Raw genomic sequence first — 25931 nt, forward strand, 5'->3', positions numbered from 1 at the left:
GCGCATAAAGAAAGCCTCCCATTTCTCATGTCCAAGAAATGGGAGGCAGTTCACAACGCGCGCAGCGGGGCCTTTTACATGTCCGAGGACGCGCCCGGAGGGAAGCCCGGGACCGCCGACGGGAGTAATTTACTCAGCCGGGCAGATCTTCTTGAAGAGCTCGATGACGTCGTCGAGCGTCGCCTCGCGCGGGTTACCCGGGAAGCAGGCGTCGGCCATGGCGTCCTTGGCCAGGACCTCAATCTCGTCGGCCTTCATGGCCTCGCAGACGTGCGGGATGTTCACGTCGGCAGAGAGCTGCTTAACGGCGGCGATGGCGGCGTCGGCGGCCTCGTCGGTGCTCATGCCCGTGGTGTCAACGCCCATGGCGACGGCAACCTTGGCCAGGCGCTCGGCACAAACCGGCTTGTTGAACTCCATGGCGATCGGCAGCAGCATGGCGCAAGCGACGCCGTGCGGGGTGTCATAGTGAGCGGACAGCGTGTGAGCCATGGCGTGGTCGATACCCAGGCCAACGTTGGAGAAGCCCATGCCGGCGACATACTGACCAAGAGCCATGCCCTCACGGCCGGAGCCGGGCTGGCCGGACTTGGCCTCGGCGACGGAGTCGCGCAGGTTCTCGCTGATCAGCTTGATAGCCTCAAAGTGGAACATGTCGGAGAGCTCCCAGGCGCCCTTGGTGGTGTAGCCCTCGATGGCGTGGGTCAGAGCGTCCATGCCAGTGGAAGCGGTCAGGCCGGCGGGCATGGAGGCCATCATGTCAGGGTCGACGACGGCGACCTCGGGGGCGTCGTTGGTGTCGACGCACACGAACTTGCGGACCTTCTCGGGGTCGGTGATGACGTAGTTGATGGTCACCTCGGCAGCAGTACCGGCGGTCGTCGGCACAGCGATGGTGAACACGGCGTGGTTCTTGGTGGGAGCAACGCCCTCGAGGCTGCGAACGTCGGCAAACTCGGGATTGTTGATGATGATGCCGATGGCCTTGGCGGTATCCATGGAGGAACCGCCACCGATGGTCACGATAGCGTCAGCCTCGGCGGCCTTGAAGGCCTCGACGCCGTCCTTGACGTTCTGGATAGTGGGGTTGGGCTTGATCTCGGAGTAGAGGCTCCAAGCGATGCCGGCAGCGTCGAGCTCGTCGGTCACCTTAGCGGTAACGCCAAACTTGACCAGATCGGGGTCGGAGCAGACGAAGATCTTCTTGTAGCCGCGACGCTGGAGCTCGCCGGGAATCTCCTTGATGGCGCCGGAACCATGATAAGAAATGGTGTTGAGAACGAAACGATTAGCCATTGATAGCCTCCCATCGTGTGCGGGGCGCCCATTACGCCCCACGCTATGTGTCCCATCCTAACGCTTTTGAAACAAAAAATGCATGAGAACGTCAAAAGTGTTAAAGCGTTTCAACATAATAACGGAGCCCCAGTCCTTCCCTCCCGACTGCAGCGAAGGCTAGATTATAGGAGCAATTGCCCAAAGAATACGACCAACTCAGTCTATAAATTGTTTCTGTTTTAGCAATATATGTTTGACAATACGTTTATAAAAGGATACTTTATAGTAATTAATATGCATGCAGCAAATAGTGTCATTCATTTTGTTAGAAATTGCCCATGCGGTTATTGCAGCTGCATGTACTGCAACATACAGCGTAATTCTCCGCACGAAGCAGAAGACGGTTCCAATTCGATCGAGGCGATGACGCGTGATGGCTACTGGTCCTAAATCGAGCAAGACGGCTACAAACGAATATCGAATCTCAATTGAAGGTAACCCTTATCCGCATGCTCTGGCTCTCGTCAACCCAGCGGGAGACAACCTCAACATCAAAAGACATGGGTTCACGGGTCCACTAGGACAGCTATTGAGTCTTAAATACACCGTTTATGACGATGCAAATGAAAAGCTCTTTACTGTCGTCGACGGTGGTTTTAGTAACATGCCCAGGGTTGCGCTCATCATCGAACACAAGGAAGTTGCGGTGTTCGATTATGGCCTAAACAGACTTGAGATGAAGTGCGTAACGAACATACCGAATTACACAATAAAAGGTAACTTCCTATTTGGAGATTACGATATATTCAGTCAACGGGAAGTGGAGCTATCTTCAGTTAACGTCCTTCAATGTGATAAACAATCGTGCTTTAACATACAGGTTTTGGATAAAGCCGAATTAGCCGCCGCAATTGGAATACCCACAGCCATTGCCCTTCTGAGGGCTCGGATTGAAGAGCATCTCGAATAAATTGCAAAAAGCAGTTCGTAACAACATTCAGGAGCTAGATAGTTTTTTCTGGCTCCTGAAGCTGTACTACATAGAGATGAAAAATAATGCGGCAAAGGGGCTGTCCCTTTGCCGCATTCGGTTACTTTCGGCAGCCCTCTTTCCAAGCCTCGGCCGCAACCTTCCAGCGAAAACGCAAGTCGCGCTCGCGGTCGATAAACATGATGGCAAACGCGACAAACAGCAGCACGCTCGCCACGACGATGGCGTGCAGGCCCATGCGCTCAATACACCAGTTGCCCAACACGGCGCCAAACACAAAGGTAAAGATCACGCCAAAGTACAGCAGGCCGTTTTCCAAAAAGCCGCGCTTGTGGGTAATGATGTAGTCGTCCACGTTTTGCAAGGCATTACGGAGGTTGCCGATACACATGGTCGTGGCGATGCCGTGTCCATGAATCTTGCGGAAACTCTCGACCTGCATACCGCAGGCAAACGAAGTAAGGCAGTTGGCGAGCAGGTTGTAACCGCCGCCCGGGATAAAGCTCACGCCCAGCAAGATAACGGCTTCAAAAAACACCGTCACCTGGCGCCAGTGAATCACACTGCCAAACCGCTCGTGAACCAGGTCGGCAAGCATAATGCCCACAGCAAACGAAACCACAGGGAAGAAGTAACGCCCCGCAAGTGCCCAATTGCCCTCCGAGATGCTCACGCCCACCAGCAGTATGTTGCCCGTCTGCGCGTTAGCGAAAACATGATCGCGCCCAATGTACGAATACACGTCCATAAAGCCACCGGCGAGCGCCAAGATGATGCCCAGCTCAATAGACTCCGATATCTGTTTGGCACGCTGCATCGTCGTGCATCCTCCTTGTTGACGACTCTCTCGTGCGTTGGCGGAAACATAGCCGCCGTTCATACTGTAACCCATTGACAACATGGCATGCGCGCGAGACGGGCTCCCCAACGCGCAGATACACAGTCTGGAAACAAACGGCACCCGCATCGATACGCCGATCCGCCAGCCCATGTACTCCACCAGTCTTTTTAGCCCCGTCCCAAAAAGACTGGTTACAATTACGTGCAGCATACAAACACCGGGAGGGATCGTGGCAAAAAAGCCTCAGCACGCTCAGAACAACCAGCGCAGTCAGCAGGGCAAACAGGGCCAGCAGCAAAAGCGCGGCGGTAAGGCGCAGGCCACGGTCGCCCGCACCAAGCATTCCCAAGCGACGCCCGCCCGCCCCTGGCGTCCGGGCCGCGATAAGTTCCTCCCCGTCAGTCGCGCCGACATGGATGCGCGCGGCTGGGACCAGTGCGACTTTGTCTACATCTGCGGTGACGCCTACGTGGACCATCCGAGCTTTGGCATGGCTATCATCAGCCGCGTCCTTGACGCGCACGGCTACAAGGTGGGTATCATCTGCCAGCCCGACTGGACCGACCCCGCCAGCATCACGGTGCTCGGCGAGCCTCGCCTGGGCTTTCTCGTCAGTGCCGGCAACATGGACTCCATGGTCAACCACTATTCGGTGACCAAGCACCGCCGCCACTCCGACGCCTACACCCCCGGCGGCGAGGAGGGGCGCCGTCCCAACCGAGCCGTCACGGTCTATGGCAACCTCATCCGCCAGACGTTCAAGGACGCTCCCATCATCATCGGCGGCATCGAGGCAAGCCTGCGCCGCCTGGCCCACTACGACTACTGGCAGGACAAGCTCAAGCGCTCGGTACTGCTCGACTCGGGCGCCGACATCCTCATCTACGGCATGGGCGAGCATGCGATCGTCGAGATCGCCGACGCGCTCGACGCGGGACTGCCCGTCGACCAGATCACCTATATCAACGGCACCGTCTACCGCACGGGTTCGCTCGACGAGGTCTACGACTACGACCTGCTGCCCAGCTGGGACGACCTTGCCGCCGACAAGCTCAACTACGCGCGCAGCTTTAACGTGCAGCAGCAGAACATGGACCCCATCACCGGGCATCGTCTGGTAGAGCCCTACCCCAACAGCGTCTATGTGGTGCAGAACCCGCCGTCGGCAACACTCACCACAGACGAGATGGACGAGGTGGCCGAGCTCCCCTACGCACGCGATTGGCATCCCGACTACGACGCGGCGGGCGGCGTGCCGGCCTTTGCCGAGATCAAGTTTTCCATTAGCTCCAACCGCGGTTGTTTTGGCGAGTGCTCGTTTTGCGCCCTCACCTTCCACCAGGGCCGCGTGTTGCAGATGCGCAGCCACGATTCGATCATGCGCGAGGCCGAGCTGCTCACGCGTGATCCCGAGTTTAAGGGCTACATCAACGACGTGGGCGGACCGACGGCTAACTTTAGCCGCCCGGCCTGTGACAAGCAGCTCAAGCACGGCGTGTGCAAGAACAAGCGCTGCCTGTGGCCGAGCGTATGCAAAAACATGGTGGTCGACGAGAGCGGCTACACGCAGCTGCTGCGCGACCTGCGCCAGCTGCCGGGCGTCAAAAAGGTCTTCGTCCGCAGCGGCATCCGTTTTGACTACACCATGGCAGATGCCTCGGACGAGTTTTTGCGCGAGCTGCTGGAACACCATGTCTCGGGCCAGCTGCGCGTAGCGCCCGAGCATGTGAGCGACGCGGTGCTCTCTGTGATGGGCAAGCCGAGCCGCGCCGTCTACGACGCGTTCTGCCGTAAATTTGAACGCCTGAACCGCGAATACGGACTCAAGCAGTACGTGGTGCCATACCTAATCTCGAGCCACCCCGGCTCGACGATGAAGGAAGCCGTAGACCTTGCCGAGGCCGTGCGCGACATGGGCTACATGCCCGAGCAGGTGCAGGACTTCTACCCCACACCGTCCACCATGTCGACGTGCATGTACTACACCGGCGTGGACCCACGCACCATGGAGCCGATCTATGTAGCTCGCGACCCGCACGAGAAGGCCATGCAGCGCGCGCTCATCCAGTATCGCAAACCCGAGAACTACAAGCTGGTGCGCGAGGCGCTGGAAAAAGCCGGGCGTCGTGACCTGATCGGCTACACCAAGCATTGCCTGATTCGCCCCGTGCCGCCGCGCCCAGGCGAGACATCGGCCAGCGGCGGACACGGCACCGGCAAGAAGGGCGGCAAACCGCACGGTGGTGCTGGCGGCAAGGGACCCAAAGGCAGCAAGGGGCACGGCGGCATGTCGCGTGCACAGAACACTGCCGGGCGTAATCGCGCGGCCCAGGGGCGTCAGGGCGCCAACGGAGGCGGGCGTCGCAACTAGGGCAGCGGCGCGCTCGCTGCGCCCATCCCACACGCGTGGCGCAGCGAGCGCATAGCCTCAACGAGGATGACGCCGGCGATAGCGACCGTGATTACCACGTCGAGCGGTGTGTTCACAAACCACAACAGACCCATCAGGTACGACCCGGCGTTAAAGGCAAAGTGCAGCAGGATCGTGTAGCGGAGCTTTCCGGTGGTCACGAGCACCCAGCCAAAGATGAGGCCGGCGGCACCCGCATAGCAGCCCTGCACCCAGTTCATGTGCATAAAACCGAAGATTGCCGCCTGCAGCACAATCGCCGCGGCGATACCCCACGTGCTTGGTGCCGCCCAGGGCACCATGGCGCCGTCCTGCGCGCTCGCACGACGCCTGCGCTTCCAAAGCGGGCGGCACTGCGGATTAAACGCTCGTAGCGAAAACTCAAAAACAATGCCGCGCACCAGCAACTCCTCGCAAAACGGAGCGCCGAGCACCGTGGTCAGGACGGCAAGAAGGTTGGTATCGCCCAAGCCTGTTTCCTCGACGAGCTCGCTATAGTCCGCCGCAACCTCGGGCAGCAGCGACAGCACGCCGTCGCATAGGTAGCTAATGACCACCTGCATGGATAGGCCGATCACGACAACGCATGCGATGCGCTTCCATGCAGCATTTGCTCCCCCGCCGAGCGGGCGTTCACCTTGCCGGCGCGCCATGAAGGAGCGGGGCCACAGATAGCGCCACCACAGCAGCGCCATCAAAAACGACGCCGTCTGAGCGGCGGCCTGAAACCATTGAATATCGAGATTGTCGATCGGGAAACCCGTCAGTGCCGACACGATGTCCAGCGCGGAGAACAAAACAATGCTCAGGGCAATATCGGCAGCGACGACACCAAAACAGGCAAGCGCCCAAACCAGCGCATTGAGCATGCCAACCTCCTCAAAACCCGGCACTTGGGGACAGTCATTGTTGATGAGAATCGGGCGCAGCGCCAAAAGCCCCGTTGGGCGAAATGTCGAACGGGAAGGTGCCGCACCGATTGAACGCGGCGATAAACATGCGGATGGCGTTGGACGGCGTGGTGCCCACGAGCTGGGTTGCCGCCGCGAAGGCCGCCTTTTCCTCGGGCAAGACCTTCGCGACTACGGGGGTCATGTGTTCTGCCATGGCGCTTCCTTTTTGAAACGACGGTAGTGCGGATAGATGCGGGCCACGCGGCTGGGCGACGGGCTGTGAAGGCAACCCGATTGGCCCGCATCCGGAGTTTGTTTCTGCGGCGTTGGTATTACTTGGTATTCCTAAGTATTACCCCGCAGATAGAATACCACACCCGACCCCATGGGGACGGAGGAAAACGGATCATTTTGTTGCTGAGTTAGTATTTAGAGCGTGATGATATCCGAGATATCGAGGGCCTGAGCGTCGGCGACATCGTGCGTGGCAAGCAGGAGCATGCGGCCGTCGAGCAAGTCGAGCACGACCTCGGCGCATGCGTCGCGCGCAGCGGTATCTAAACCGGTAAAGGGCTCGTCAAGAATCACCGCGCCGCCCGGACACAGCAGGGCTCGAGCGATCTCGACGCGACGGCGCTGCCCGCCCGAAAGCTCGGCCACGCGAGCATGCACATCGACCCCCGGCACCAGCAAGCGCAACAGGGCCGCAGCACTCGAGGCGTCCACGCGTGCATCGGCGCACACCAGCACGTTATCCAGCGCCGAGGCGGACTCGACCAAGCGTGCATCCTGAAACACCATCGAGCACGGTGCGCACTCCCCTGCCGCAAGGGCAAGCAACGTCGACTTGCCCACACCCGAGGCGCCCATCACGCAGGCGCGCCCACCGGCGGGCACACGGAGTGTCAGTCCGTCGAGCGCCGGAGCCCAGGGCGCCCGCTCGCCCACGGCGAGCGCAAGCTCCGCCGCAGCGCCGCCCCCGGCAGCCCCCGCACGCCCGCGAGCGCCGCGCCCATGCGCCCGCACGGCCGCGCGCCACGCCACGGGTCCCGAAACCCGCAGCAGCCACACCAGCACGCGCTCGCACGCCCATGAGGCGGCAACGACCAGCACGGTCCACGCCAGCAGATCAGCCGTCTCAATCAAAAGCTTCGCCTGATAGATGCGCTCACCCACGGTGCCCACCGCCATGCCGATCAGCTCGGCTGCCACACCGGCCTTCCAGCTCATGCCGATCACGGTACGCGCACACGAAAGCACAAACGGCAGGACTTCGCGCCAGGTGTGGGCGCAAAACAGTCGCCAGCCCCGCACGCCATGCAGACGAAACATCTGCTCCAGTGGCTTATCCACCTGCGCCAAGCCTTCGACCAGTGAGAAATATACGCCCGGCAGCGCCATCAAAAAGACCGCCGCGATGCTCACACGTGCCGACCCCAACCAAATAAGCAGCAGGACCACCACGCAGGCAACCGGCGTCGCCTTAACAAACGAAAGCGCCGGCGCCACCAAGCGGGCAAACGCCCGCGACCGTACAGAAATCCCGGCCAACAAACCGCCGCATACCGCGGCAAGCGCCAGCCCGCCCAGTATCCGCGCGCCCGAGCCCGCCAGAATCGCCCACGTGCCGGCATCGCATATCAGGCGCAGCAGCGCCAAGGCAACAGCACCCGGCCCCGGCAAAATCAGCGGCTGCGCTACCAGCGCCGCCACCAGCACCCACACAGCAAGCCAAAAGGCGGCGACGGCACCTGCTGCCGACACCGCCTTCATACGCTCTGTCATTTGTCGAGCAAACGCACGCACGGGCTACTCCATGTAGTAGAAATCATCGGCCGGGAGCTTGCCGCCCACGGCGCTCGCGTCCGCATCGGCCAGCACCTGCAGGTACCCACAGAGCGCCGCCTTCATATCCTTGCCCGTCTGGCAGACAAGCATGCACCCGGGAATCGCCTTCTCGGCGATCTTGGCGTTGTCCACGATGCCGGCATCGACCACGGCCTGCGCCCAGTCTGCCGGTGCCGCATTGACAGCCTTAACGCTCGCCGCATGGCAGCTCAAGAACTCCGCAACGGCCTCGGGATGCTCCTCGGCAAAGGCACGGCGCACCACGGTCACACCCGTCAGCAAACGGGAGCCCGTGTCACCCGCGAGCTCGTCCCACACATCGGTCAGACTCACCGGTGCCGACAGCCTGCCCTCGCTCTTGGCGATGGCAGCGGTCTTGAACGGCTCCGGCAGCACGCCCACGGCGGACGGGTCGGCAAGCAGGGCCGACAGCACCTCGGTGGGCTCGCTCTTAAACTCGAGCGTCACCTGGCCGGTCAGGCCCGCGCGCTCCAGCAAGTAGTTCATGACGTACTCCGGCGTGGTGCCCTTGCCCGTCATATAGACGGTATGGCCCGCCAGATCGGCAAACGAGGCTACACTCGCATCGCCCGTCACAACGTTCAGCACGCCCAGCGTGTTGATGTCGATGACCCGCACCGCGCCCTCGGTCTTGTTGTAGAGCACGCTCGCCACGTTGGCCGGCACCAGGGCAATGTCGACATCACCCTGAATGACCTTGGGCACAATCTCGTCGGCGGCAGTGTTGATCGCAAAGTCGAACTCGTTGTCCGTCTCGCCGTTTGCGGCCTGGTCCATAAACTGCACCAGGCCAATCGAGGTCGGTCCCTTGAGCGAGGCGACGTGCACCTCGACCGACTCTGCAGCAGCACCGGCGCCGTCCGCGGCAGCCGAGCCCGCGGTGGACCCGGCACCGGCAGCCCCGCCGCCACAGCCCGCGAGCACAAGCGACAGGGCGCCCACGGCGAGCGCCGAGGCAAACCCCCGGCGCGACATCTCAAAATCAAACGCGCGCATCGTTAGCACATCCCTTCGTTAGGCATCGTCCAGGCGTGGTGGTCAGTGTGCAGCAACTCCTCGGCCAGCGGCGAGAGCGGCGCGCCCAAGAACTCGCGATAGCATGCCTGAACATCGGGATTCTCGTGCGAGAAGCGAATGTCCGCTGCCGCATCGAGGCCCCAAAGAACCTGGCCACGCTCTGCCGCCAGCTCGCAGCCGTCATGGATGGGCTGGCCACCGCCACCGACGCAGCCGCCCGGACACGCCATGACCTCGACGAAGTCATAGCTCGCACGGCCGTCGCGAATCGCATCGAGCAGGCGGGCGGCGTTGCCCAGCCCGTGCGCCACGGCGACGCGCACCTTGGTGCCATCGATATCGGCCATGGCTTCCTTCCAACCGTCGAGCCCACGCATCTCGGTAAAGAAGTCGGCATCGGGATTCTTGCCCGTCACCAGGTAATATGCCGAGCGCACGGCGGCCTCCATCACGCCGCCCGTGGCGCCAAAGATCACACCCGCGCCCGTGCCAAAGCCCAGCGGCGTATCGAGCGGCTCCTCGACCAGCGTGCCGACGCTCACGTGGCTTGCGCGGATCATGCGTACCATCTCGCGCACCGTCAGCGCAACGTCCACGTCGGGCGCGCCGTCCTCGCCCACCATGCTCGGCAGCGCGCACTCGGCCTTTTTGGCGGTGCACGGCATCACGGACACCACAAACAGGCGCTCGGGCTCCACGCCCAGAACCTTGGCGTAATAAGTCTTGGCGACAGCGCCAAACATCTGCTGCAGCGACTTGGACGTGGACAGGCTGTCAACAAACTCCGGATAGCGCGCCTTCACAAAGCGCGCCCAGCCCGGGCAGCAGCTCGTGAACATGGGCCAGCCGCGGCTGTCACCCTCGCCCTTGGCGGCCTTACCCAGGCGCTCGAGCAGCTCGGAGCCCTCCTCCATAATGGTGAGGTCGGCCGAGAAATCGGTGTCGAACACGTACTCAAAGCCCACGCGGCGCAATGCGCAGGCCAGGCGCTCAACGGTGGCCTGCTCGCGCGGAATGCCGAGCTCCTCGCCCCAAGCGGTGCGCACGGCTGGCGCGATCTGCACCAGCACGATCTTATCGGGATTAGCGAGCGCGTCAAACACGGTCTCGGTATCGTCGCGCTCGCGCAGCGCGCCCGTGGGGCAATGCGTGATGCACTGGCCGCATGCGACGCAGTCGGTCTTGCCGATCGGCGCGCGCCCGCGGGTGCCCACGGCGGTGTGCGTGGCGCGGTTGGTCAGGTCCCAAACCCCCAAGCCCTGGACGCTCTCGCACACCTTGATGCAGCGCATGCATTTAATGCACTTGTCGTTGTCGCGGATGATGGGAAAGTCGAAGTCCCATCCCTCACCCGCCAGATGCTTCTGGCAGGGCAGATAGAAAATGCCCAGGTCGTTGGCGATGGCCTGCAGGTTGCAGTTGCCGCTGCGCACGCAGCTCGCGCACTGCGCGTCGTGCTGCGACAGGAGCAGCTGAACGTTGGTGCGACGGGCCTCGCGCGCCTTGGGGCTGTTGGTGTGGACCACCATGCCGTCGAGCACGTAGTTGTTGCAGGCGGCAACCAGCTGGTCGCAGCCTGCAACCTCGACCACGCACACGCGGCAGCCGCCGATCTCGTTCAGATCCCGCAGATAGCACAGGGTGGGAATCTGGATGCCGACGGACTTGGCTGCGTCCAGGATCGTGGTGCGCTCGGGCACCACGACTTCGCAGTTATCGATAATGAGCCTGACCATGTTGTGCGCTCCGTTTTCGGTGTTGTCGCTGACGGTGGGGTTGTTGAGCTCTACCATTCCAGGTTCCTCCCTCCGCGGAACGCACCAAAGCCAAAGTGGTCGCAGCGCAGGCAGCGGCTCGCCTCCTGGCGCGCCTCCTGCTCAGTAAGACCTTGCTCGACCAGATTCCAATCGTGAATGCGCTCGCCGGCCTCGCGCTCGCCCAGCTCGCAGCGGCCGCACTCGTGCTTACCCTTAAACTGGACGGTCGGCAGCTCGACCTCGAGTTTAATCTTGTGATCAAAGCCCAGGTAGCGGTCGATGTTTGCCGAGGCCACACGGCCAGCGTTGATGGCGCGGATGACGGTGGCGGGGCCGGTCTGGCAGTCGCCGCCGCTAAAGAGGCCATCGAAGTTGGGCACGGCGCCGTCCGAATCAGTGACGACGCGACCCCACTTGCAGGCGATGCCCATGTCCTCAAACGGCTTGGAGTCGATGTCCTGTCCAATGGCGACAAACACGCGCTCGCAGGGAATGACCTGCTCGGGCGTGGCGGCGGCACGTGGGGCCGGACGACCGCGACGGGGCTCGCCGATAATCTGCGGTTGCACGCGCAGGCCGCTCACGCGACCGTCCTCGCCCATCTCTATACCGAGTGGGGCCGTCAGCTCCAGAACCTCGCAACCCTCGGCCTGGGCGCCGGCAATCTCGGCGTCCTGAGCCGTCATATCGCAGATGCGACGGCGGTAGACGATGCTCACCTTTTCGGCACCGCAGCGCACGGCAGAGCGCGCCACGTCCATGGCCACGTTGCCGCCGCCGATGACGCACACGCGCTGGCCGCTCAGGTCGGGCAGCTCGTCGTCTCCAATGGCACGCAGCATCTTGACGGCCGACTCCACGCCGGGCGCCTCTTCGCCCGGAAGGCCGAGCTTCTTGTCGCTATGGGCACCGATGGCCAGGTAGACGGCATCGAACTCGTCACGCAGGCGGGCAAGCTCCTCGCCGTTGACGGAGTGATCGAGCTCAACGTCGATGCCGGCGCTCAAGATCCAGTCGATCTCGGCCTGCAGGCGCTCGCGCGGCAGACGGTAGCTGGGAATGCCGTAGCGCAGCATGCCGCCCAGGTGGTGACGCTGCTCAAAAATCGTCACCTTGTGGCCCATCACGGCCAGGTAGTAGGCGCAGGAAAGGCCGGCCGGGCCGCCGCCGATCACGGCGATGCGCTTGCCGGTGTTGTCCACTACATGCGGCTTGTGGTCGTTGAGGTCGCTGTGCTCAACGGCAAAACGCTTGAGGGCGAGGATGTTCATGGGATCGTCGACCATGCCGCGGCGGCAGTGCATCTCGCAGGGATGCTCGCACACCAGGCCGCAGACGAGCGGCAGCGGGTTGTTCTTGCGGATGACCTTTACGGCATCAGCATAGCGGCCGGCCTCGACCAGCGAAATGTAACCGGGAATGTCGACGTGCGCCGGGCAGCCCGAGACGCACGGGACGCGGGCCTCGCGGTCAAAGCCACAGGAGTGCTCGCGGATGTGGTGCTCAAAATCGTCGCGAAAACCGCGGATGGCCGTAAGCGCCATGGCGCCGGCCTCGTAGCCGATGGCGCAATCGCTCGAAAGATAGATGGTGCGGGCGGTGCGCTCAATCAAGTTGAGCGTGGACTCGTCGGCGCGCCCCTCGAGCACGTCGGCGAGCAGATCGCTCAGCGCGCTCAGGCCCACACGGCAGGGTGTGCACTTGCCGCAACTCTGGGTGGAGCACAGGTTGACGAGCGCCGCCGTAAACTCGACGGGACACGGGGCGAGCGAGCTCACCGCCAGACGACGCCCAAGCGCATCATGCAGGTCGTCCATGACGGCCTGAGCGTGGCTGCGTTCCATTACGTGCAGTCGAGCCATAAGATCCCCTCTCACATGGCAGCCCGGAGGCGAGGCCGGGCGAAGTTGCTACATGCAACACACTGACCTAAAAAGTTTTTGGCTACAACACGGTTCGGCAGGCGGTATGAAACGCGGCCCTCAGCGGTGCTAAACACCTTTACCGCAGATAAATGCCATATTTGCTAAAACGCGTTACCAAATGACAATGCCCCGTCCGCGCTAATACGCGAACGGGGCATTGCTCAAGTTATATAGTCAGCGGCTTTTTGCGCCGGCGACCTTCTGTCTTTACTTAAGCTCGGGCCAGAAGTCCTTGTTGGCCTCGATCATGTCGTCGAGAACCTCCTTGGCGACCTTCATCGAAGGCACGGTCTTGTTGAGCGTAAAGGCCTTGAGCGCCTTCTCGTACGAACCCTCGATCGTAGCCTCGACCACGAGCTTCTCGGAGTTCAGCTGCTGCATCATGAGGCCCTGCTGGAACAGCGGAATGTTGTCGCGGCTGATGACCTCGGGGCCGTTCTTGCCAATGTAGGCAGGCAGCTCGACCATAGCGTCGTAGGGCATGTTGGGGATAGCGCCCTTGTTCTCGCAAATGACCAGGAAGCGCTGCTTGGTGTCGTTCTTCAGAGCGATAGCCAGGTCGGCAATCCAGTCGCCGTGGCTGCCCGCATAGAACGTGCTCTCGTCGATCTCGCCGGTCTTCTCGTAGTGGTCGATGCCGTCGAAGAGGTTCTTCTCGCGCGTCTCCTCAACCTCATTCGCACGGGTGCGCTCGGGGTTGGAGTGCTCGACGAACTCCTTCTGCTGCAGGTAGTAGTTCAGGTACGTGTTGGGCAGATACTCCGGGAAGCACTCCATGATCTCGTACTCGCCCTTCCAGACGTAGTACCAGCTGCCCTTGGTGTGACGGTTCTGCTCGGGGTGCTCGTCGGTGGCTTCCTCGGGCTTCTTGGACATCAGCGAGCCCATGCCCTTGAGGTACGAATCGGGCAGCAGAATCTCATGCTCCTTGATGTACTCGCGCAGCTGCGGGAGCACCTCCTCGCCCTTGTGGCGGATCGAGGTGAACCAACCAAAGTGGTTGAGGCCAAAGTAATCGTACTCGACATCCTTCTTGTCGATGTCGAGCGCAGCGCAAACCACGTCGATAATCGCGATCGGCATGTCGCAGATGTTGATGATGCGAGCGTTGGGACGCAGCACACGGCAGCCCTCGGAGACGATGGCGGCAGGGTTGGAGTAGTTAAGAATCCAGTAGTCCTTCTTGGCATACTTCTCAACGTCATCGATCAGCTCGACCATGGGGAAGATGGTGCGCATGCCGTAGGCAAGGCCGCCGCAACCGCAGGTCTCCTGACCCACGCAGCCGTGGCGCAGCGGAATCTTCTCGTCCTGCTCGCGCATGGCGTAGCCGCCCACGCGCATCTGGGCAAACACGAAGCTCGCGTCGGTAAAGGCGGTCTCCTTATCGGTGGTCACCGTGAGCTTGATGTCCAGGCCGAGGTCCTCGTGCAAAATCCAGTCCACGAGCACGCCGATCTTGCGCTGGCGCTCCTCGTTGATGTCGTACAGACGAATCTCGTCAACGTCGAGCTCGTCCTTGCGCAGGGCAATGGACTTGACGATGCCAGGGGTAAAGGTGGATCCGCCACCACACAGAGTAATGATCATTGTTTACTGCTCCTTCTCAATTGCGTTTTCGACCTTGTCGCGCATCTCGGCGACCTTCATGCCAAAGATGATCTGGATATTGTTGCCGTTGCGGTTGATACCGCTGTTGGGCACGTGGTTGATGAGGTCCTCATTGATGAGGTCCGGGTTCTTAACGTTCACGCGGAGACGCGTAAAGCAGTTCTCGAGCTCCTCGATGTTGTCCTTGCCACCAAGACCTGCGACCAGGTCGGCAATACCTGCATCGACGCCCTCTGCGGGAGCTGCGGCAACAGCGCCCTGCTTCACCGCGACAGACGCGGCGGCCTCGCCCTCGGCAACGGACTCGGCGAGCTCGGACTCCTCCTCGCGACCAGGCGTGTGGAGGTTGAGCTTCTTAATGAGGAAGGTGAAGAGGAAGAAGTACAGCGCGGCGTTGACGACTCCAAGCACCAGCATAACCGGCCAGTTGGTCTTGTCGACACCGAGGACCAGGTTGGAAACCACGATGTTGATGATGCCGCCTGCAGTCGAAGCGGGCACGGAGAGGACCTTGAGCAGGACCAGCAAGATGCCGGAAAGAACCGAGTGAACGACAAAGAGCACGGGAGCGGCAAAGACAAAGAGGAAGTCCATGGGCTCGGTCACGCAGGAGAGCACGGCGGTGATGATCAGCGGGATGATAACGGCCTTGGTCTTATCCTTGTTCCCCTTGTAAGCGGTGAAGATAAAGGCGAGACCGATACCAATGTAGGGCCACAGGTTGTTGAAGGTGTAGCTGTTGAAGTAGGTGCTATCGGAGAAGGGCTGGCCCGTCATCGCCATCTCGGCGACACGGATGGGATAGGCGCCGGCGATAACCTGATCACCCAGCGTCAGGGTGCCGCCCACATCGGAGAACTGGAACGGGGTGTAGATGAGGTGGTGCAGACCGGTGGGAACGAGCAGCTTGTTGAGCATGCCGTAGATGAACAGACCGATGTTGCCCGACTCCTTAATGATACCGGCAACGGAGGAGATGGCACCCTGAACCGGAGGCCAAACGATGCAGAAGCCAGCGCCCATGATCCAGGAGATGATGATCATGATCAGGAACGGGAAGCGAACGCCCGAGAACATCGAAAGGGCAATGGGGAACTGCTTGTTCGAGTACTTGTTGAACACGGCACCGGTGATGCAACCAAGAATGATGCCGCCAAACACGCCGGTATCGAGCACCTGAATGCCCATAACGGTGCTCTGGCCGGTTCCGGTAAGACCGAGCATGCCGCTCGCTTCGGCAAGAGAGCCGGTGGCGTTGAGCACGATGTTATTGGCCTGCAGGAACAGGAAGAACGACATCAGGGCAATCAGCGAAGCATGGCCCTTGTTCTTCTTTGCCATGGCGCCGGCGATGCCCACGCAGAACAAAATCGAGAGGTTGTTGATGATAAACATCAGCGACTGATAGACAACGGCGCCCACAAGCTGGAACGGGCCGGAGCCCAGCACGGGGACCACGGCGCAGATGGTCTTGTTGGTCAGAATGATGCCCACGATGAGCAGGATGCCGGCAACCGAGAGATACATCATCGGCTGAACGATCGACTTCGCGAACACCTCCAACGGCGCTTTGAAATTGAACTTCTTTTTTGCGGTCATAGCGGTACTCCCCTTCCTTTTCCGCAAATTGAGATAGGTGTGCCCTAGACAAGACCGTGAGCCTTGCCTTATATCAATCGATGTGTGGGCACGTTATGCCTAGAGACCAGGTTCTCCAAGCAGGTTAACAATGTGATATGCGAGATAACTCTTCTCGGCATCGGTAACGACAACGTTATAGGTAGACGCCAAGTGGTCGGCAATTGACTCCGCGCACGAGAACGCCCTCGGATACGCCGTTTCATCGATACGGAACAGCGCGTCGCCATTGACCTGCCCCGCCGCGGGATCGAGCGCTCGCTGCGCAAAAAACTGCAAATGGCGAACGAAACGTTCGTACGGCAACGAGGTGACGTCAAGGGTCGTGGCATAGTGCTCGGAAACAATCGCGAGCACGTCGCGAACAAGCTGGACCGAAACAATCAGACGGTCAGAGCGCTGCGGCATGGTGGCGTTGACGATATGCAGCGTAATAAAACCCTGCTCTTCTTCGCTCATCTGGATGCCCATATACTCCTTGATAATCTGCAGCGCACGGCCCGCAAGCGCGTACTCCTTGCGATAGAACTGCTGGATCTCGAGCAGCAGCGGGTTCTCGCAGCGAACGCCCTTGCGCTCACGATCGAGGGCAAGGCTGATATGGTCTGCGAGAGCAATGAGAATCTTGTCGTTGATATCAACATTGAGCTCTCGACGGAGCATCTGAACAATGTCCTCGGAAATCACGAGGTTGACGGTGGGGATGGACTCCAAAAGATGTGCCAAGCGGTCAATCGTACGCGAATCCTGAGAAGTTCCCTCCTGCAGCGCATAGGTCTTTTCGACCGACGCCTCGTCGATAGCGTCGCCGGCATGGCGGCCAAAGCAGAGGCCTCGGCCGATGACGATGAGCTCGGAGCCATCGTCCGAAGTGACCATTGCGACGTTATTGTTGAAAACTCGCTTGATAACCACGGTACCCACCACAAGAATTTACTCGGAAAGCCAGACGACAGGCTCTTTAACAGCAACAGGGCCGGAAGCATGCTCACGAAGAGTCGAGTTCTCCGAGCGCTCGCACACGATAACGAAGACCGTGGGGTCGAAGCCAGCGGCGCGAACCGCCTCGAAATCGACCTCGACGAGGGGCTGGCCCGCATCGACATGGTCACCCTGAGCAACAAGCGCATGGAAGCCCTTGCCCTCAAGTTTAACAGTGTCGATTCCGATATGCAGCATCACCTGAGCAGAGCTGTCGTCGGACATGATGCCCAGCGCGTGCTCAGTCGGAAACAACGCCGCGACGGTGCCGGAAACAGGAGCGCACACCGTTCCCTCTTGGGGAACCACGGCAACGCCATCGCCCACGGCACGGCTGCTAAAAGCGGGGTCATTGGTATTTTCTAGATGAACAAGCTCGCCGGAAACGGGAGCGAGGATTTCGAACTCGGAAGCTGCAGTCTTCTGCTCATCCGAACCGCCCATCAGGCGAGAAAAGAAACCCATGGTGGCATGTCCCTTCATAAATATAGCCCAACCAAAATCAAGCGAATGCATCCATAGAGACACACCCGTTCAAAGACTTTGGTTAGGCCCACGTCCGAGGGACTCGGTAACCTTCCGCATTTCTTTTTACGGGAGCTATTTTAGACAAGCCCAAAGCCAGAACAATCATTATGAACGGTGAGCGGTATTTTTTCTTCGATAAACGGTATTTAGGCGGCACTTAGGGACGTTCCTTTCCCGCCGGCACCCAGGGGCACTCCTTGCAGCAATTTCGCATGCGTTAGATGAAGAGCTCGCATTCCTTCCGCACGACGCAAGCCTTGCTCAGCATCTGGGAAACAGCGGATAGCTTGTTGGGATCAAGCTTGCGAGCGCCTCGCGGGCATACGGCGATGCAGCGCATGCAGGAGATGCACGCCTCGTCAGCTGCTCGCTTGGGGTCGCCCTTGTCGATAGCACAAACGGGACACGCCGCGGCGCATGCACTGCAGGAGACGCATTCCTCTGTTGCCTCGGGTGCCATACGGCGACCTCCAGCTTGTTTATAAGGACGATTGCCGGGGATAGAGGGCTCGGACGCATCCTCAGCCAACAGCTTTTGCTGAATTTGCTGCGCAAACTCTGCGAGCTGCGCCGCATCCTGCGCATCCGGTCGCCCAGCAGCAAACTGACGAGCAACGGAATGCTCAGCAATAGCAGAAACAGCTGCAACCACCCTAAATCCGGCGCGCTTCGCAACGTCCTCCAGCTCTACGAGCGTGTCCTCAAACGCGCGGTTTCCGTATACACAAACCAAAACAGCCCGAGCCCCGTTGCCGCGCACCATGCCCAACCGGTCAGCCACCACAGCCGGAATTCTACCGGCATACGCCGGCACAGAGATTACGGCCACGTCGTCCTCAGTCATCGAGACAGCGCTGAGATCTAGCCCGCTATCGGTCAGATCGACGGTAACGGTATTATTGTCCAGCGCCCCGGCCACAAGGCCAGACACCTTCCGCGTTCCACCCGTCGGACTAAACACAATTTCGAATACGCTCATCGAGGCACCCTCTCCCTACGCCTGGCAACGCGTCAAGCCGTTTTCACATTCAGACAGAGTATACGGCGCATGGGGGGAGCTCCCCGTTTCGGTGCGCCAGGCACCCCAATGCACCCACCCTACGCTGTCTGCCTCTTCGTTTTGCATAAATTACGGTACAGATTGTATATATTTACGGGATATCGCCGCGTTCTCCTGAGGTACCCCATCCTGGCCCGTGCAAAAAACGGAGTATTCTGCAACGTGACCGCGCCAGCACCGCCGCGGGTGGGCAAAACTGTAGGGCGCCGTATCGTTCTAAGTCCCGACATGGCGAGAATGACGCGCCCCTGCTCCGGAAAACGGCGAAATCTGACTCGGAACGCTCGCTAGGGATATCCGAAGGCCACCGTTGGCGACGTCGAATCATATGCAGACAACTCGAACTGCAGAATACTCCAAAAAATGCACGGCGCACCCCATAGGACCCATTGCTGCATGGCGGAAAATAGGTCCTCAGCATCCCCCAGATGCATTCCCGAGAAAATCACGTTTGAATTAGCGATGGACACGGCAAACAAAAGGGCCCGAGCGTTGTTTGCTCGGGCCCTTAGCTTGTCTCACGCTAGCGCGCGATGCGCATCTTACTTGCGCTTGCCGCCGCCGTCGCCGGGACGACGGGAGCTGCCGCCGCGCTTGCCGCCACGATTGTTACCATAGCTGCTACGGTTATCGCGACCGCCGGCACGACCGCCGCGGGAGCCGGCCTGGTTGCCGCCGCGCCCGCCGCGATAGCCGCCACGGCGCTCCTCGCGGGTGTCGTCGTAGTTGCGCCAGTCATCGCGACGATCGCGGCTGGCACGCGGATCGCGACGATCACGCGACTCATTCGAACGACCGGCGAGGCTGCGACCACCGTTGCCACGAGCGCCCTCGCGACGCTCGCCACCGCGGCCGCCCTCGCGGCCTCCGCGCTCGTCAAAGCGCTTGCCGCCGCGGGACTCGCCGCCGCGGGTACCACGCTCGTCACGCGAGCCACGGCCTTCGCCGCCACGGCGCTCATCGCGCCCGCCGCGCTCGCCATCGCGACCGGAGCGACGACGGTCACCCGAACCGCGCTTGCCACCGCGCGAACCGCGGCCCTCGTCCTCGCGCTCGACACGACGACGGCCACCGCGATCCCCATCCTCGCGACGGCGGCGATGCGCCTCGCCCTGGAACTGCTTGGCACGACGCTCGGCACGGTTACCGCGCGGGGCCTGCTCGACGGCAGCGGCACCGCCGCGCTCCTCGGCAGCTACCTCGCGGGCCACGCTCTCAACAGCCTCGTCTACGCGAGCCTGAACGCCCTCGCGCACGCGGGTCTTGCCGCCGCGCTTGGGACGGCTCGGACGCTCGCCGTCGCCGCGGCGCTCGTCGCGACCGCGGTTGGAACGACCGGCAACATCGCCGTAATCGTCGCCGTTGCGCTTGCCGTCGCGACGCGCCTGCTCAAGCTTCTTCTTGCTCTTGGACTTGCCGCGCTTGGTCTTCTTCTTCGCCTTAAAGGCCGCAGGGTCGCGCTCGGGATCAACCGCGGGCGGGTTGGGACCCACGTGCAGGTCGCCGGCCTCGTAGATGTCGGCGGTCTTGTCCATGAGCTTCTCGATCTCGTAGAACTCGTCCACGTCCTGCTCGGTCACAAACGTGATGGCCCAGCCCAGCTCGCCGGCGCGGCCCGTACGGCCAATGCGGTGGATATAGTCAGTCGGCTCGGCCGGCACGTCAAAATTCACAACGTAGCGCACGTCGCTAATGTCGATGCCGCGGGCGAGCACGTCGGTTGCCACCAGCACGTCGACGGTGCCGTCGCGGAAGGCCGAAAGGGCACGCTCGCGCTGGGCCTGGCTGCGGTTGCCGTGAATCGCGGCGGCCTTGATGCCCTTACGCTCCAGACGACGGCAGCAGCTGTCGGCGCGGTGCTTGGTGCGCATAAAGACGATAGTGCGCTCCGGACCCTCCTTCTTGAGGAACTCGGGCAGCAGGTTGTTCTTGGCCTCGATGGACACCGGGAACACAAGCTGGTCAACGGTGTCGGCGGTCGACGTGGCGGGCGCGATCTCCACGCGAGCCGGGTCGCTCACCAGGTCGGTGATCTCGCCCACGGCCTCCTCGTCGAGCGTCGCCGAGAACAGCAGCGTCTGGCGCTCGGCCGGCGTCTCGCGCACAATGCGGCGGACGGCGGGCAAAAAGCCCATGTCGAGCATGCGGTCGGCCTCGTCGAGTACCAGCACTTTGACCTCGTCCAGGTGGCAAGCGCCCTGCTCGATCAGATCGACCAGACGGCCCGGCGTGGCGACCAGAATGTCGCAGCCGTACTTGAGCGCCGCGGTCTGCGGCTTGTAGCTCACGCCGCCCACGACGGTCACGGCAACGTGGCCCGTGACGTCGGCGATCTTGCTCGCGACCTCGTCGATCTGCTGGGCGAGCTCGCGCGTGGGGGTGATGACGAGCATCACGGGGCCACGGCCGTTGCCCTCGGGCTTTTTAGCACCGCGACGGCGGTTGCGGCCGCCGCGCTCGCGCACGGGTTTGGGAGGAGCGATGTGCTCCAGATTGTTCATGGTCGGCAGCAAAAAAGCGGCCGTCTTGCCGGTGCCAGTCTGAGCGGCAGCAAGCAGGTCGCGGCCCTCGAGCACCACGGGGATTGAGCCGGCCTGCACGGGCGTCGGCGCCGTGTAGCCCAGGTTCTCGATGGCACGAAGCATCTCGTCGGAAAGGCCCAGCTCGTCAAAGGCGGGCAGGCTCTCGGTAGCGGACTCGACGGCCTGGGCGGCGCTGGCCTCGTCGGCAGCATCGAAGGCAGCCTGGGTCATGGCCTCGCGGGTCTCGTCCAGAATCTCGGCGTCCGTGACGTCGGATACAGAATTACGCATATGTTGTTGTTCCTTATCTGCACGCGCAATGAGCACGGCATGCGGCCGCGCGGGCGTGCTTGGTAGTGCGCTAATACATACAAAAACAGGTGCGCGCACAGAGAGGACGTTGCTCAGCACGCTGGCGATCGCTTTGGCAGCCCTATCACGCGCCGTCCAGACGCAGCAGCTCTAAGCGATGGAGCAGATTCGCCGCGGGTTAGTATACCCGTGCTTCGCATGCCCCCACGTAAACCACAGATGACGGGGCGGTCGGGGCCGATTGTCTCAATCTGTAACAGTTACGAGACAAAACCGGGTCTACACATTACAGATTGAGACGAACTCAAACATCGCAAAACATAATCTCGATCTGAAACAGTTAGAGGTCATTTTCCCCGCTAGATGTTACAGATCGAGATGTTTGACATGAGCTGCCAACGATTGAGCAGCCACCCGCATCTGTAGCGAAATGTCATACATTCTCACCTCCACTGGACACCCCCTGGGGGTATGGGTGTATAGTATCGGCAGGTTAACAATTCCAACACCGAACCACGGAAAGGAGAAACCATGGCTCAAGATAAGTTCGACGTGGGCGGCATGACATGCGCCGCCTGCCAGGCGCACGTGGACCGCGCCGTAAGCAAACTCGACGGCGTCCAAAGCGTCGCGGTCAACCTACTCGCTGGTTCCATGATGGTCGACTATGACCCCGCGCAGGTCACCTCCGACGATATCTGCACCGCCGTCGACCGTGCGGGCTACTCGGCCTCACCCGTCGATGCGGGCACCGGTGCCGCCGGCTCAAGCGGCAACACGCAGGTCAGGTCCGGCGCCGCCCACATGGAGTCGCCCACCAAAAAATTGGAGGCCGCCGCCTCTGCCATGCGCGCCCGCCTCATCGTCTCGATCGCCTTCCTCATCCCGCTGTTCTACATAGGCATGGGGCACATGCTCGGTTGGCCACTGCCCGGCATCTGCACGGACCACATCCACAGCATGACGCTCGCCCTCACCGAGCTTGTCCTGCTCATCCCCATCGTCTACGTCAACGACGCATACTTTATCAACGGCTTCAAATCACTCGTGCACGGCGCGCCCACCATGGACGCTCTCATCGCCGTCGGCGGCACCGCCTCCATCGCTTGGTCGCTCTATGCCATGTTTATCATGGCCGACCAGCTGGCCACAGGTCAGGTGCACGAGGCCATGATGACGGGCATGGACAACCTGTATTTTGAGAGTGCGGGCACGATCCTGTCGCTCGTCACCGTGGGCAAATACCTCGAGACGCGCAGCAAGTCCAAAACCGGCGGCGCCATCGAGGCGCTGATCGACCTGGCGCCCAAGACCGCGACCGTCGTTGCCGACGACGGTACCGAAACCACCGTCGACGTCGACAGCATCCTTCCCGGCCAGGTCCTGCGCGTGCGCCCCGGAGAGTCCATCCCCGTCGATGGCGTGGTGCTCGAAGGCAGCTCGGCCGTGGACGAGAGTGCGCTCACCGGCGAGTCCATCCCCGTGGAAAAGACCGCCGGCGACACCGTCAACGCCGCCACCGTCAACCGCACCGGTTCGTTTACCTTCCGCGCCACGCGGGTGGGTGCCGAGACATCGCTCGCCAAGATCATCCAGCTCGTCGAGGACGCCAACGCCACCAAGGCGCCCATCGCCCGCATGGCCGACAAGGTCGCCGGCGTGTTCGTGCCCGTGGTGTTCGTGATCTCGGCCGTGACCTTTGCGGTGTGGATGGCACTGACCGGCAGCATAAACGAGGCGCTCACCTCCGCCGTGGCCGTGCTGGTGATCAGCTGTCCGTGCGCACTGGGTCTGGCCACGCCCGTCGCCATTATGGTGGGCACCGGCAAGGGCGCCGAAATGGGCATTCTGTTTAAGAGCGCCGAGGCGCTAGAGAACCTGCGCAGCGTGGGCACCGTCGTGCTCGACAAGACGGGCACCGTCACCCGCGGCAAGCCGGCCGTGACCGATATCGTGGTTGCCGCACGCGCCGACGGCTCGCCCGCCATGAGCGAAAAGGCGCTGCTCAAGCTGGCCGCCGCGCTGGAGCGCTCGAGCGAGCACCCGCTGGCCGAGGCGATTATGGCCGAGTGCGAGTCGCGCGGAATCGTCGCGCGCATGGTCGAGGACTTTGCCGCCGTGCCCGGGCGAGGCGTTACGGCACGCGAGGGGCAGAATGTCATCGCAGCCGGCAACGTGCGCCTGATGAACGAGCTGGGCGCGGAGGTGCCCGCCGGTCTTGCCGAGAAGTTCGCTGCCGAGGGCAAGACGCCGCTGTTCTTTGCCAAGAACGGCGAGCTTGCCGGCACCATTGCCGTGGCTGACGAGGTCAAAGAAACGAGCGCCGAGGCCATCGCCGCGCTCCGCAAGCTCGGCGTCGACGTGCGCATGCTCACCGGCGACAACCGCGTGACGGCCGAGGCCATCGCCCGCCGCGTGGGACTCACCAGCGAACAGGTTATCGCCGACGTCCTCCCCGCCGACAAGGAACGCCACGTGCGCGAACTGCAGGATGCGGGCGGCAAGGTCGCCATGGTGGGCGACGGCATCAATGACTCCCCCGCCCTGGCGCGCGCCGACGTGGGCCTTGCCATTGGCACCGGCGCCGACATCGCCAAGGAGGGCGCCGACGTGGTGCTCATGCGCAGCGACCTCATGGACGTCGCCCGCGCCATCGAGCTGTCGCGCGCCACGATCCGCAACATCAAGCAGGACCTGTTCTGGGCACTGTTCTACAACGGTATCGGCATTCCGCTCGCCGCGGGCGTGTTCTTCCCGCTCACCGGATGGCAGCTCTCGCCGATGTTTGGAGCTGCGGCCATGAGCCTGTCGAGCGTGTGCGTCGTAAGCAATGCGCTGCGCCTGCGAACCTTTAAGCCCAAAGTGGCAAAATAGGTTCACCCTTAAGTCCATTTAGAACGGGTTTTCCAGGTGCCCGAGATTGACCTGAAAGAGGAGCGACGCGTACTTTGGTACGCGAGCGACGGCTTGAAGGCCAAGGTCGGGTGCCTGGGAAAGCCGACACAACAGAGAGGAATACCGATGCGATACACAATCAAGACTTCCGGCCTCATGTGCGGCCACTGCGACGCCACCGTCGAGACGGCGTTGCTCAACGTTGCCGGCGTGACCGACGCCGACGCCGATCACGAGACCCAGACCGTCCAGGTTGAGTGCGCCGACACCGTGACCGCCGAGCAGCTCGCTGCCGCCGTCGAGGGCGCCGGCGAGAAGTTCCACGCCCTGTCCGTGACCGCCGCGTAGCAGCTACCAGAAGCATTCGACCCCATCGACCAGAAACGAGGACCCGCCATGATGGCAGACCACAAATCGGTGACCCGCATGCTCAAGACGGCACGCGGCCAGATCGACGGCATCTTGCGGATGGTCGATGAGGACCGCTACTGCGTCGATATTTCCACGCAGCTCATGGCAACGCAGGCGCTCATTGCGCGCATCAACGCCGACGTGCTCAAGGCGCATATCGAGGGCTGCGTGACTTCGGCAATCGAATCGGGCGACGAAGACCTCAAGGCCGCCAAGCTCGCCGAGATCGAACGCGTCGTCGACAAGCTCTCCAAGTAATTGGGGCATTGGGGACGGACTGCTTTGCACCTTCTTGGTGCATCGGGGACAGGTATGTTTGCACCACCTTGGTGCAGATTGACCTGTCCCCCTTGCTCTAAATCGGGTATAAAGGCGTGCAGCATATCGAACGAAAGGCAATTTGCATGAATGACTTTATGAAGGGCCGCAATGGCGCCGATGAGCTCACCATCGTTATGGGCTTTGTCGGCATCGTCATCGCGATGATCGGATCGATAGCCCATATCCAGTGGCTCAGCTGGATTGCCATCGCCGTAATCGTGATTGGCGTGCTGCGCGGCCTGTCCAAAAATATCGATGCACGTCGCAAGGAAAACGCGGCCTTTGTCGCCGCGACCGCTAACGTCCCCGGCCTGGGCAAGTTCGTAGCGAGCTTGGGTAGCGGCACCGCGGCTGCCAACGCCTCGCGCACGGCCGGTACCAGCAAGGAAGACTTTGAGCGTGCCAAGCGCACGGCCAAGAAGATGTGGAAGGGTCGCAAGACCACAGCATACCTCAAGTGCCCCAACTGCGGCCAGATGCTCTCCGTCCCCAAGGGCAAAGGCAAGATCCGCGTCACCTGCCCCAAGTGCCACGCCAAGATGGAAACCCGCTCCTAGCGCCCGCACGCGGGACAAATTAATCAGGTTTGTTTGTCCCAAATCTTAAGTATTTGTTCGATAAAAAAGCCGAGGCCTCGTGTTGAGACCTCGGCTTTTTGCATGCGGCAACGG

20 protein-coding genes are annotated in these 25931 nt (G+C 61.6%); 6 read left to right on the forward strand and 14 right to left on the reverse strand.

What is annotated here, in order from left to right; translation table 11 throughout:
• Positions 1 to 129: 129 nt before the first annotated feature.
• On the reverse strand, positions 130 to 1296 hold the full coding sequence (gene fucO, locus DWX63_RS05355) for a lactaldehyde reductase (protein ID WP_117634860.1): 1167 nt from the start codon (positions 1294 to 1296) through the stop codon (positions 130 to 132).
• Positions 1297 to 1711: 415 nt separating this feature from the next.
• Between fucO and DWX63_RS05360 the strand changes: the two genes are divergently transcribed.
• The gene (locus DWX63_RS05360; RefSeq protein WP_147336058.1) at positions 1712 to 2248 is read left to right on the forward strand and encodes a hypothetical protein; all 537 of its coding nucleotides are present in this window, start codon (positions 1712 to 1714) and stop codon (positions 2246 to 2248) included.
• 121 nt (positions 2249 to 2369) lie between these two features.
• Here DWX63_RS05360 and DWX63_RS05365 read toward each other — a convergent pair whose 3' ends face one another.
• Positions 2370 to 3086: a YoaK family protein gene (locus tag DWX63_RS05365; protein ID WP_117639796.1), complete on the reverse strand. Its 717-nt coding sequence runs from the start codon at positions 3084 to 3086 to the stop codon at positions 2370 to 2372.
• A gap of 253 nt (positions 3087 to 3339) precedes the next feature.
• Between DWX63_RS05365 and DWX63_RS05370 the strand changes: the two genes are divergently transcribed.
• Complete coding sequence (locus DWX63_RS05370) at positions 3340 to 5481, forward strand: YgiQ family radical SAM protein (RefSeq protein WP_233514481.1); 2142 nt, start codon at positions 3340 to 3342, stop codon at positions 5479 to 5481.
• On the opposite strand, the gene DWX63_RS05375 is transcribed toward DWX63_RS05370, so the two are convergent.
• The 12 genes from DWX63_RS05375 to DWX63_RS05430 all read right to left on the reverse strand — a co-directional run bounded on the left by DWX63_RS05375 (position 5478) and on the right by DWX63_RS05430 (position 21612).
• Positions 5478 to 6389: a CPBP family intramembrane glutamic endopeptidase gene (locus DWX63_RS05375; protein WP_117843050.1), complete on the reverse strand. Its 912-nt coding sequence runs from the start codon at positions 6387 to 6389 to the stop codon at positions 5478 to 5480. The genes DWX63_RS05370 and DWX63_RS05375 overlap by 4 nt on opposite strands.
• Before the next feature lie 34 nt (positions 6390 to 6423).
• Positions 6424 to 6627, reverse strand: coding sequence for a hypothetical protein (locus tag DWX63_RS05380; protein ID WP_055252556.1), 204 nt, complete (start codon positions 6625 to 6627; stop codon positions 6424 to 6426).
• Positions 6628 to 6842: 215 nt separating this feature from the next.
• A complete protein-coding gene (locus tag DWX63_RS05385; protein WP_117843051.1) occupies positions 6843 to 8198 on the reverse strand; it encodes an ATP-binding cassette domain-containing protein in 1356 nt (451 codons plus the stop codon).
• Between the two features lie 24 nt (positions 8199 to 8222).
• Positions 8223 to 9278, reverse strand: a complete 1056-nt coding sequence (locus tag DWX63_RS05390) for an ABC transporter substrate-binding protein (protein ID WP_117843052.1) — start codon at positions 9276 to 9278, stop codon at positions 8223 to 8225.
• Positions 9279 to 9280: 2 nt separating this feature from the next.
• A complete protein-coding gene (locus DWX63_RS05395) occupies positions 9281 to 11035 on the reverse strand; it encodes a [FeFe] hydrogenase, group A (protein ID WP_117843109.1) in 1755 nt (584 codons plus the stop codon).
• Between the two features lie 50 nt (positions 11036 to 11085).
• Positions 11086 to 12918, reverse strand: coding sequence for an NAD(P)-binding protein (locus DWX63_RS05400; RefSeq protein ID WP_117843053.1), 1833 nt, complete (start codon positions 12916 to 12918; stop codon positions 11086 to 11088).
• Positions 12919 to 13188: 270 nt separating this feature from the next.
• Complete coding sequence (locus DWX63_RS05405) at positions 13189 to 14571, reverse strand: 6-phospho-alpha-glucosidase (RefSeq protein ID WP_117634836.1); 1383 nt, start codon at positions 14569 to 14571, stop codon at positions 13189 to 13191.
• 3 nt (positions 14572 to 14574) lie between these two features.
• Positions 14575 to 16191 (reverse strand): PTS transporter subunit EIIC, encoded by a 1617-nt coding sequence (locus DWX63_RS05410; RefSeq protein WP_117843054.1) that lies wholly within the window; start codon positions 16189 to 16191, stop codon positions 14575 to 14577.
• 99 nt (positions 16192 to 16290) lie between these two features.
• Positions 16291 to 17157 (reverse strand): PRD domain-containing protein, encoded by an 867-nt coding sequence (locus DWX63_RS05415; RefSeq protein WP_370445873.1) that lies wholly within the window; start codon positions 17155 to 17157, stop codon positions 16291 to 16293.
• 6 nt (positions 17158 to 17163) lie between these two features.
• A complete protein-coding gene (locus DWX63_RS05420) occupies positions 17164 to 17676 on the reverse strand; it encodes a PTS glucose transporter subunit IIA (RefSeq protein ID WP_158559620.1) in 513 nt (170 codons plus the stop codon).
• Between the two features lie 280 nt (positions 17677 to 17956).
• Positions 17957 to 18658, reverse strand: a complete 702-nt coding sequence (locus tag DWX63_RS05425) for a 4Fe-4S dicluster domain-containing protein (RefSeq protein WP_233514483.1) — start codon at positions 18656 to 18658, stop codon at positions 17957 to 17959.
• A 683-nt stretch (positions 18659 to 19341) separates the two neighbouring features.
• Entirely contained in the window at positions 19342 to 21612 is a 2271-nt protein-coding gene (locus DWX63_RS05430; protein ID WP_187364953.1) for a DEAD/DEAH box helicase, read from the reverse strand.
• Positions 21613 to 22164: 552 nt separating this feature from the next.
• On the opposite strand from DWX63_RS05430, the gene DWX63_RS05435 reads away from it, so the two are divergent.
• From DWX63_RS05435 to DWX63_RS05450, 4 genes are all read left to right on the forward strand, one after another.
• A complete protein-coding gene (locus tag DWX63_RS05435; protein ID WP_117764949.1) occupies positions 22165 to 24507 on the forward strand; it encodes a cation-translocating P-type ATPase in 2343 nt (780 codons plus the stop codon).
• A 147-nt stretch (positions 24508 to 24654) separates the two neighbouring features.
• A complete protein-coding gene (locus DWX63_RS05440) occupies positions 24655 to 24876 on the forward strand; it encodes a heavy-metal-associated domain-containing protein (RefSeq protein ID WP_006235338.1) in 222 nt (73 codons plus the stop codon).
• A 48-nt stretch (positions 24877 to 24924) separates the two neighbouring features.
• Positions 24925 to 25197, forward strand: a complete 273-nt coding sequence (locus DWX63_RS05445) for a metal-sensing transcriptional repressor (protein WP_055285698.1) — start codon at positions 24925 to 24927, stop codon at positions 25195 to 25197.
• A gap of 146 nt (positions 25198 to 25343) precedes the next feature.
• A complete protein-coding gene (locus tag DWX63_RS05450; RefSeq protein ID WP_117655756.1) occupies positions 25344 to 25817 on the forward strand; it encodes a hypothetical protein in 474 nt (157 codons plus the stop codon).
• Positions 25818 to 25931: the final 114 nt, after the last annotated feature.

The sequence above is a fragment of the Collinsella sp. AF20-14LB genome, from assembly GCF_003459505.1.
Taxonomy (GTDB): domain Bacteria; phylum Actinomycetota; class Coriobacteriia; order Coriobacteriales; family Coriobacteriaceae; genus Collinsella.

Excerpts from the sequence above, each read along its gene's own strand:
- DWX63_RS05445 (WP_055285698.1), top strand. The coding sequence starts at position 24,925 with ATGATGGCAGACCACAAATCGGTGACCCGCATGCTCAAGACGGCACGC.
- DWX63_RS05380 (WP_055252556.1), bottom strand. The coding sequence starts at position 6,627 with ATGGCAGAACACATGACCCCCGTAGTCGCGAAGGTCTTGCCCGAGGAA.
- DWX63_RS05385 (WP_117843051.1), bottom strand. The coding sequence starts at position 8,198 with ATGACAGAGCGTATGAAGGCGGTGTCGGCAGCAGGTGCCGTCGCCGCC.
- DWX63_RS05420 (WP_158559620.1), bottom strand. The coding sequence starts at position 17,676 with ATGGGTTTCTTTTCTCGCCTGATGGGCGGTTCGGATGAGCAGAAGACT.
- DWX63_RS05365 (WP_117639796.1), bottom strand. The coding sequence starts at position 3,086 with ATGCAGCGTGCCAAACAGATATCGGAGTCTATTGAGCTGGGCATCATC.
- DWX63_RS05360 (WP_147336058.1), top strand. The coding sequence starts at position 1,712 with ATGGCTACTGGTCCTAAATCGAGCAAGACGGCTACAAACGAATATCGA.
- DWX63_RS05395 (WP_117843109.1), bottom strand. The coding sequence starts at position 11,035 with ATGGTCAGGCTCATTATCGATAACTGCGAAGTCGTGGTGCCCGAGCGC.
- DWX63_RS05430 (WP_187364953.1), bottom strand. The coding sequence starts at position 21,612 with ATGCGTAATTCTGTATCCGACGTCACGGACGCCGAGATTCTGGACGAG.
- DWX63_RS05440 (WP_006235338.1), top strand. The coding sequence starts at position 24,655 with ATGCGATACACAATCAAGACTTCCGGCCTCATGTGCGGCCACTGCGAC.
- DWX63_RS05405 (WP_117634836.1), bottom strand. The coding sequence starts at position 14,571 with ATGATCATTACTCTGTGTGGTGGCGGATCCACCTTTACCCCTGGCATC.
- fucO (WP_117634860.1), bottom strand. The coding sequence starts at position 1,296 with ATGGCTAATCGTTTCGTTCTCAACACCATTTCTTATCATGGTTCCGGC.
- DWX63_RS05450 (WP_117655756.1), top strand. The coding sequence starts at position 25,344 with ATGAATGACTTTATGAAGGGCCGCAATGGCGCCGATGAGCTCACCATC.
- DWX63_RS05375 (WP_117843050.1), bottom strand. The coding sequence starts at position 6,389 with ATGCTCAATGCGCTGGTTTGGGCGCTTGCCTGTTTTGGTGTCGTCGCT.
- DWX63_RS05390 (WP_117843052.1), bottom strand. The coding sequence starts at position 9,278 with ATGCGCGCGTTTGATTTTGAGATGTCGCGCCGGGGGTTTGCCTCGGCG.
- DWX63_RS05400 (WP_117843053.1), bottom strand. The coding sequence starts at position 12,918 with ATGGCTCGACTGCACGTAATGGAACGCAGCCACGCTCAGGCCGTCATG.
- DWX63_RS05410 (WP_117843054.1), bottom strand. The coding sequence starts at position 16,191 with ATGACCGCAAAAAAGAAGTTCAATTTCAAAGCGCCGTTGGAGGTGTTC.
- DWX63_RS05435 (WP_117764949.1), top strand. The coding sequence starts at position 22,165 with ATGGCTCAAGATAAGTTCGACGTGGGCGGCATGACATGCGCCGCCTGC.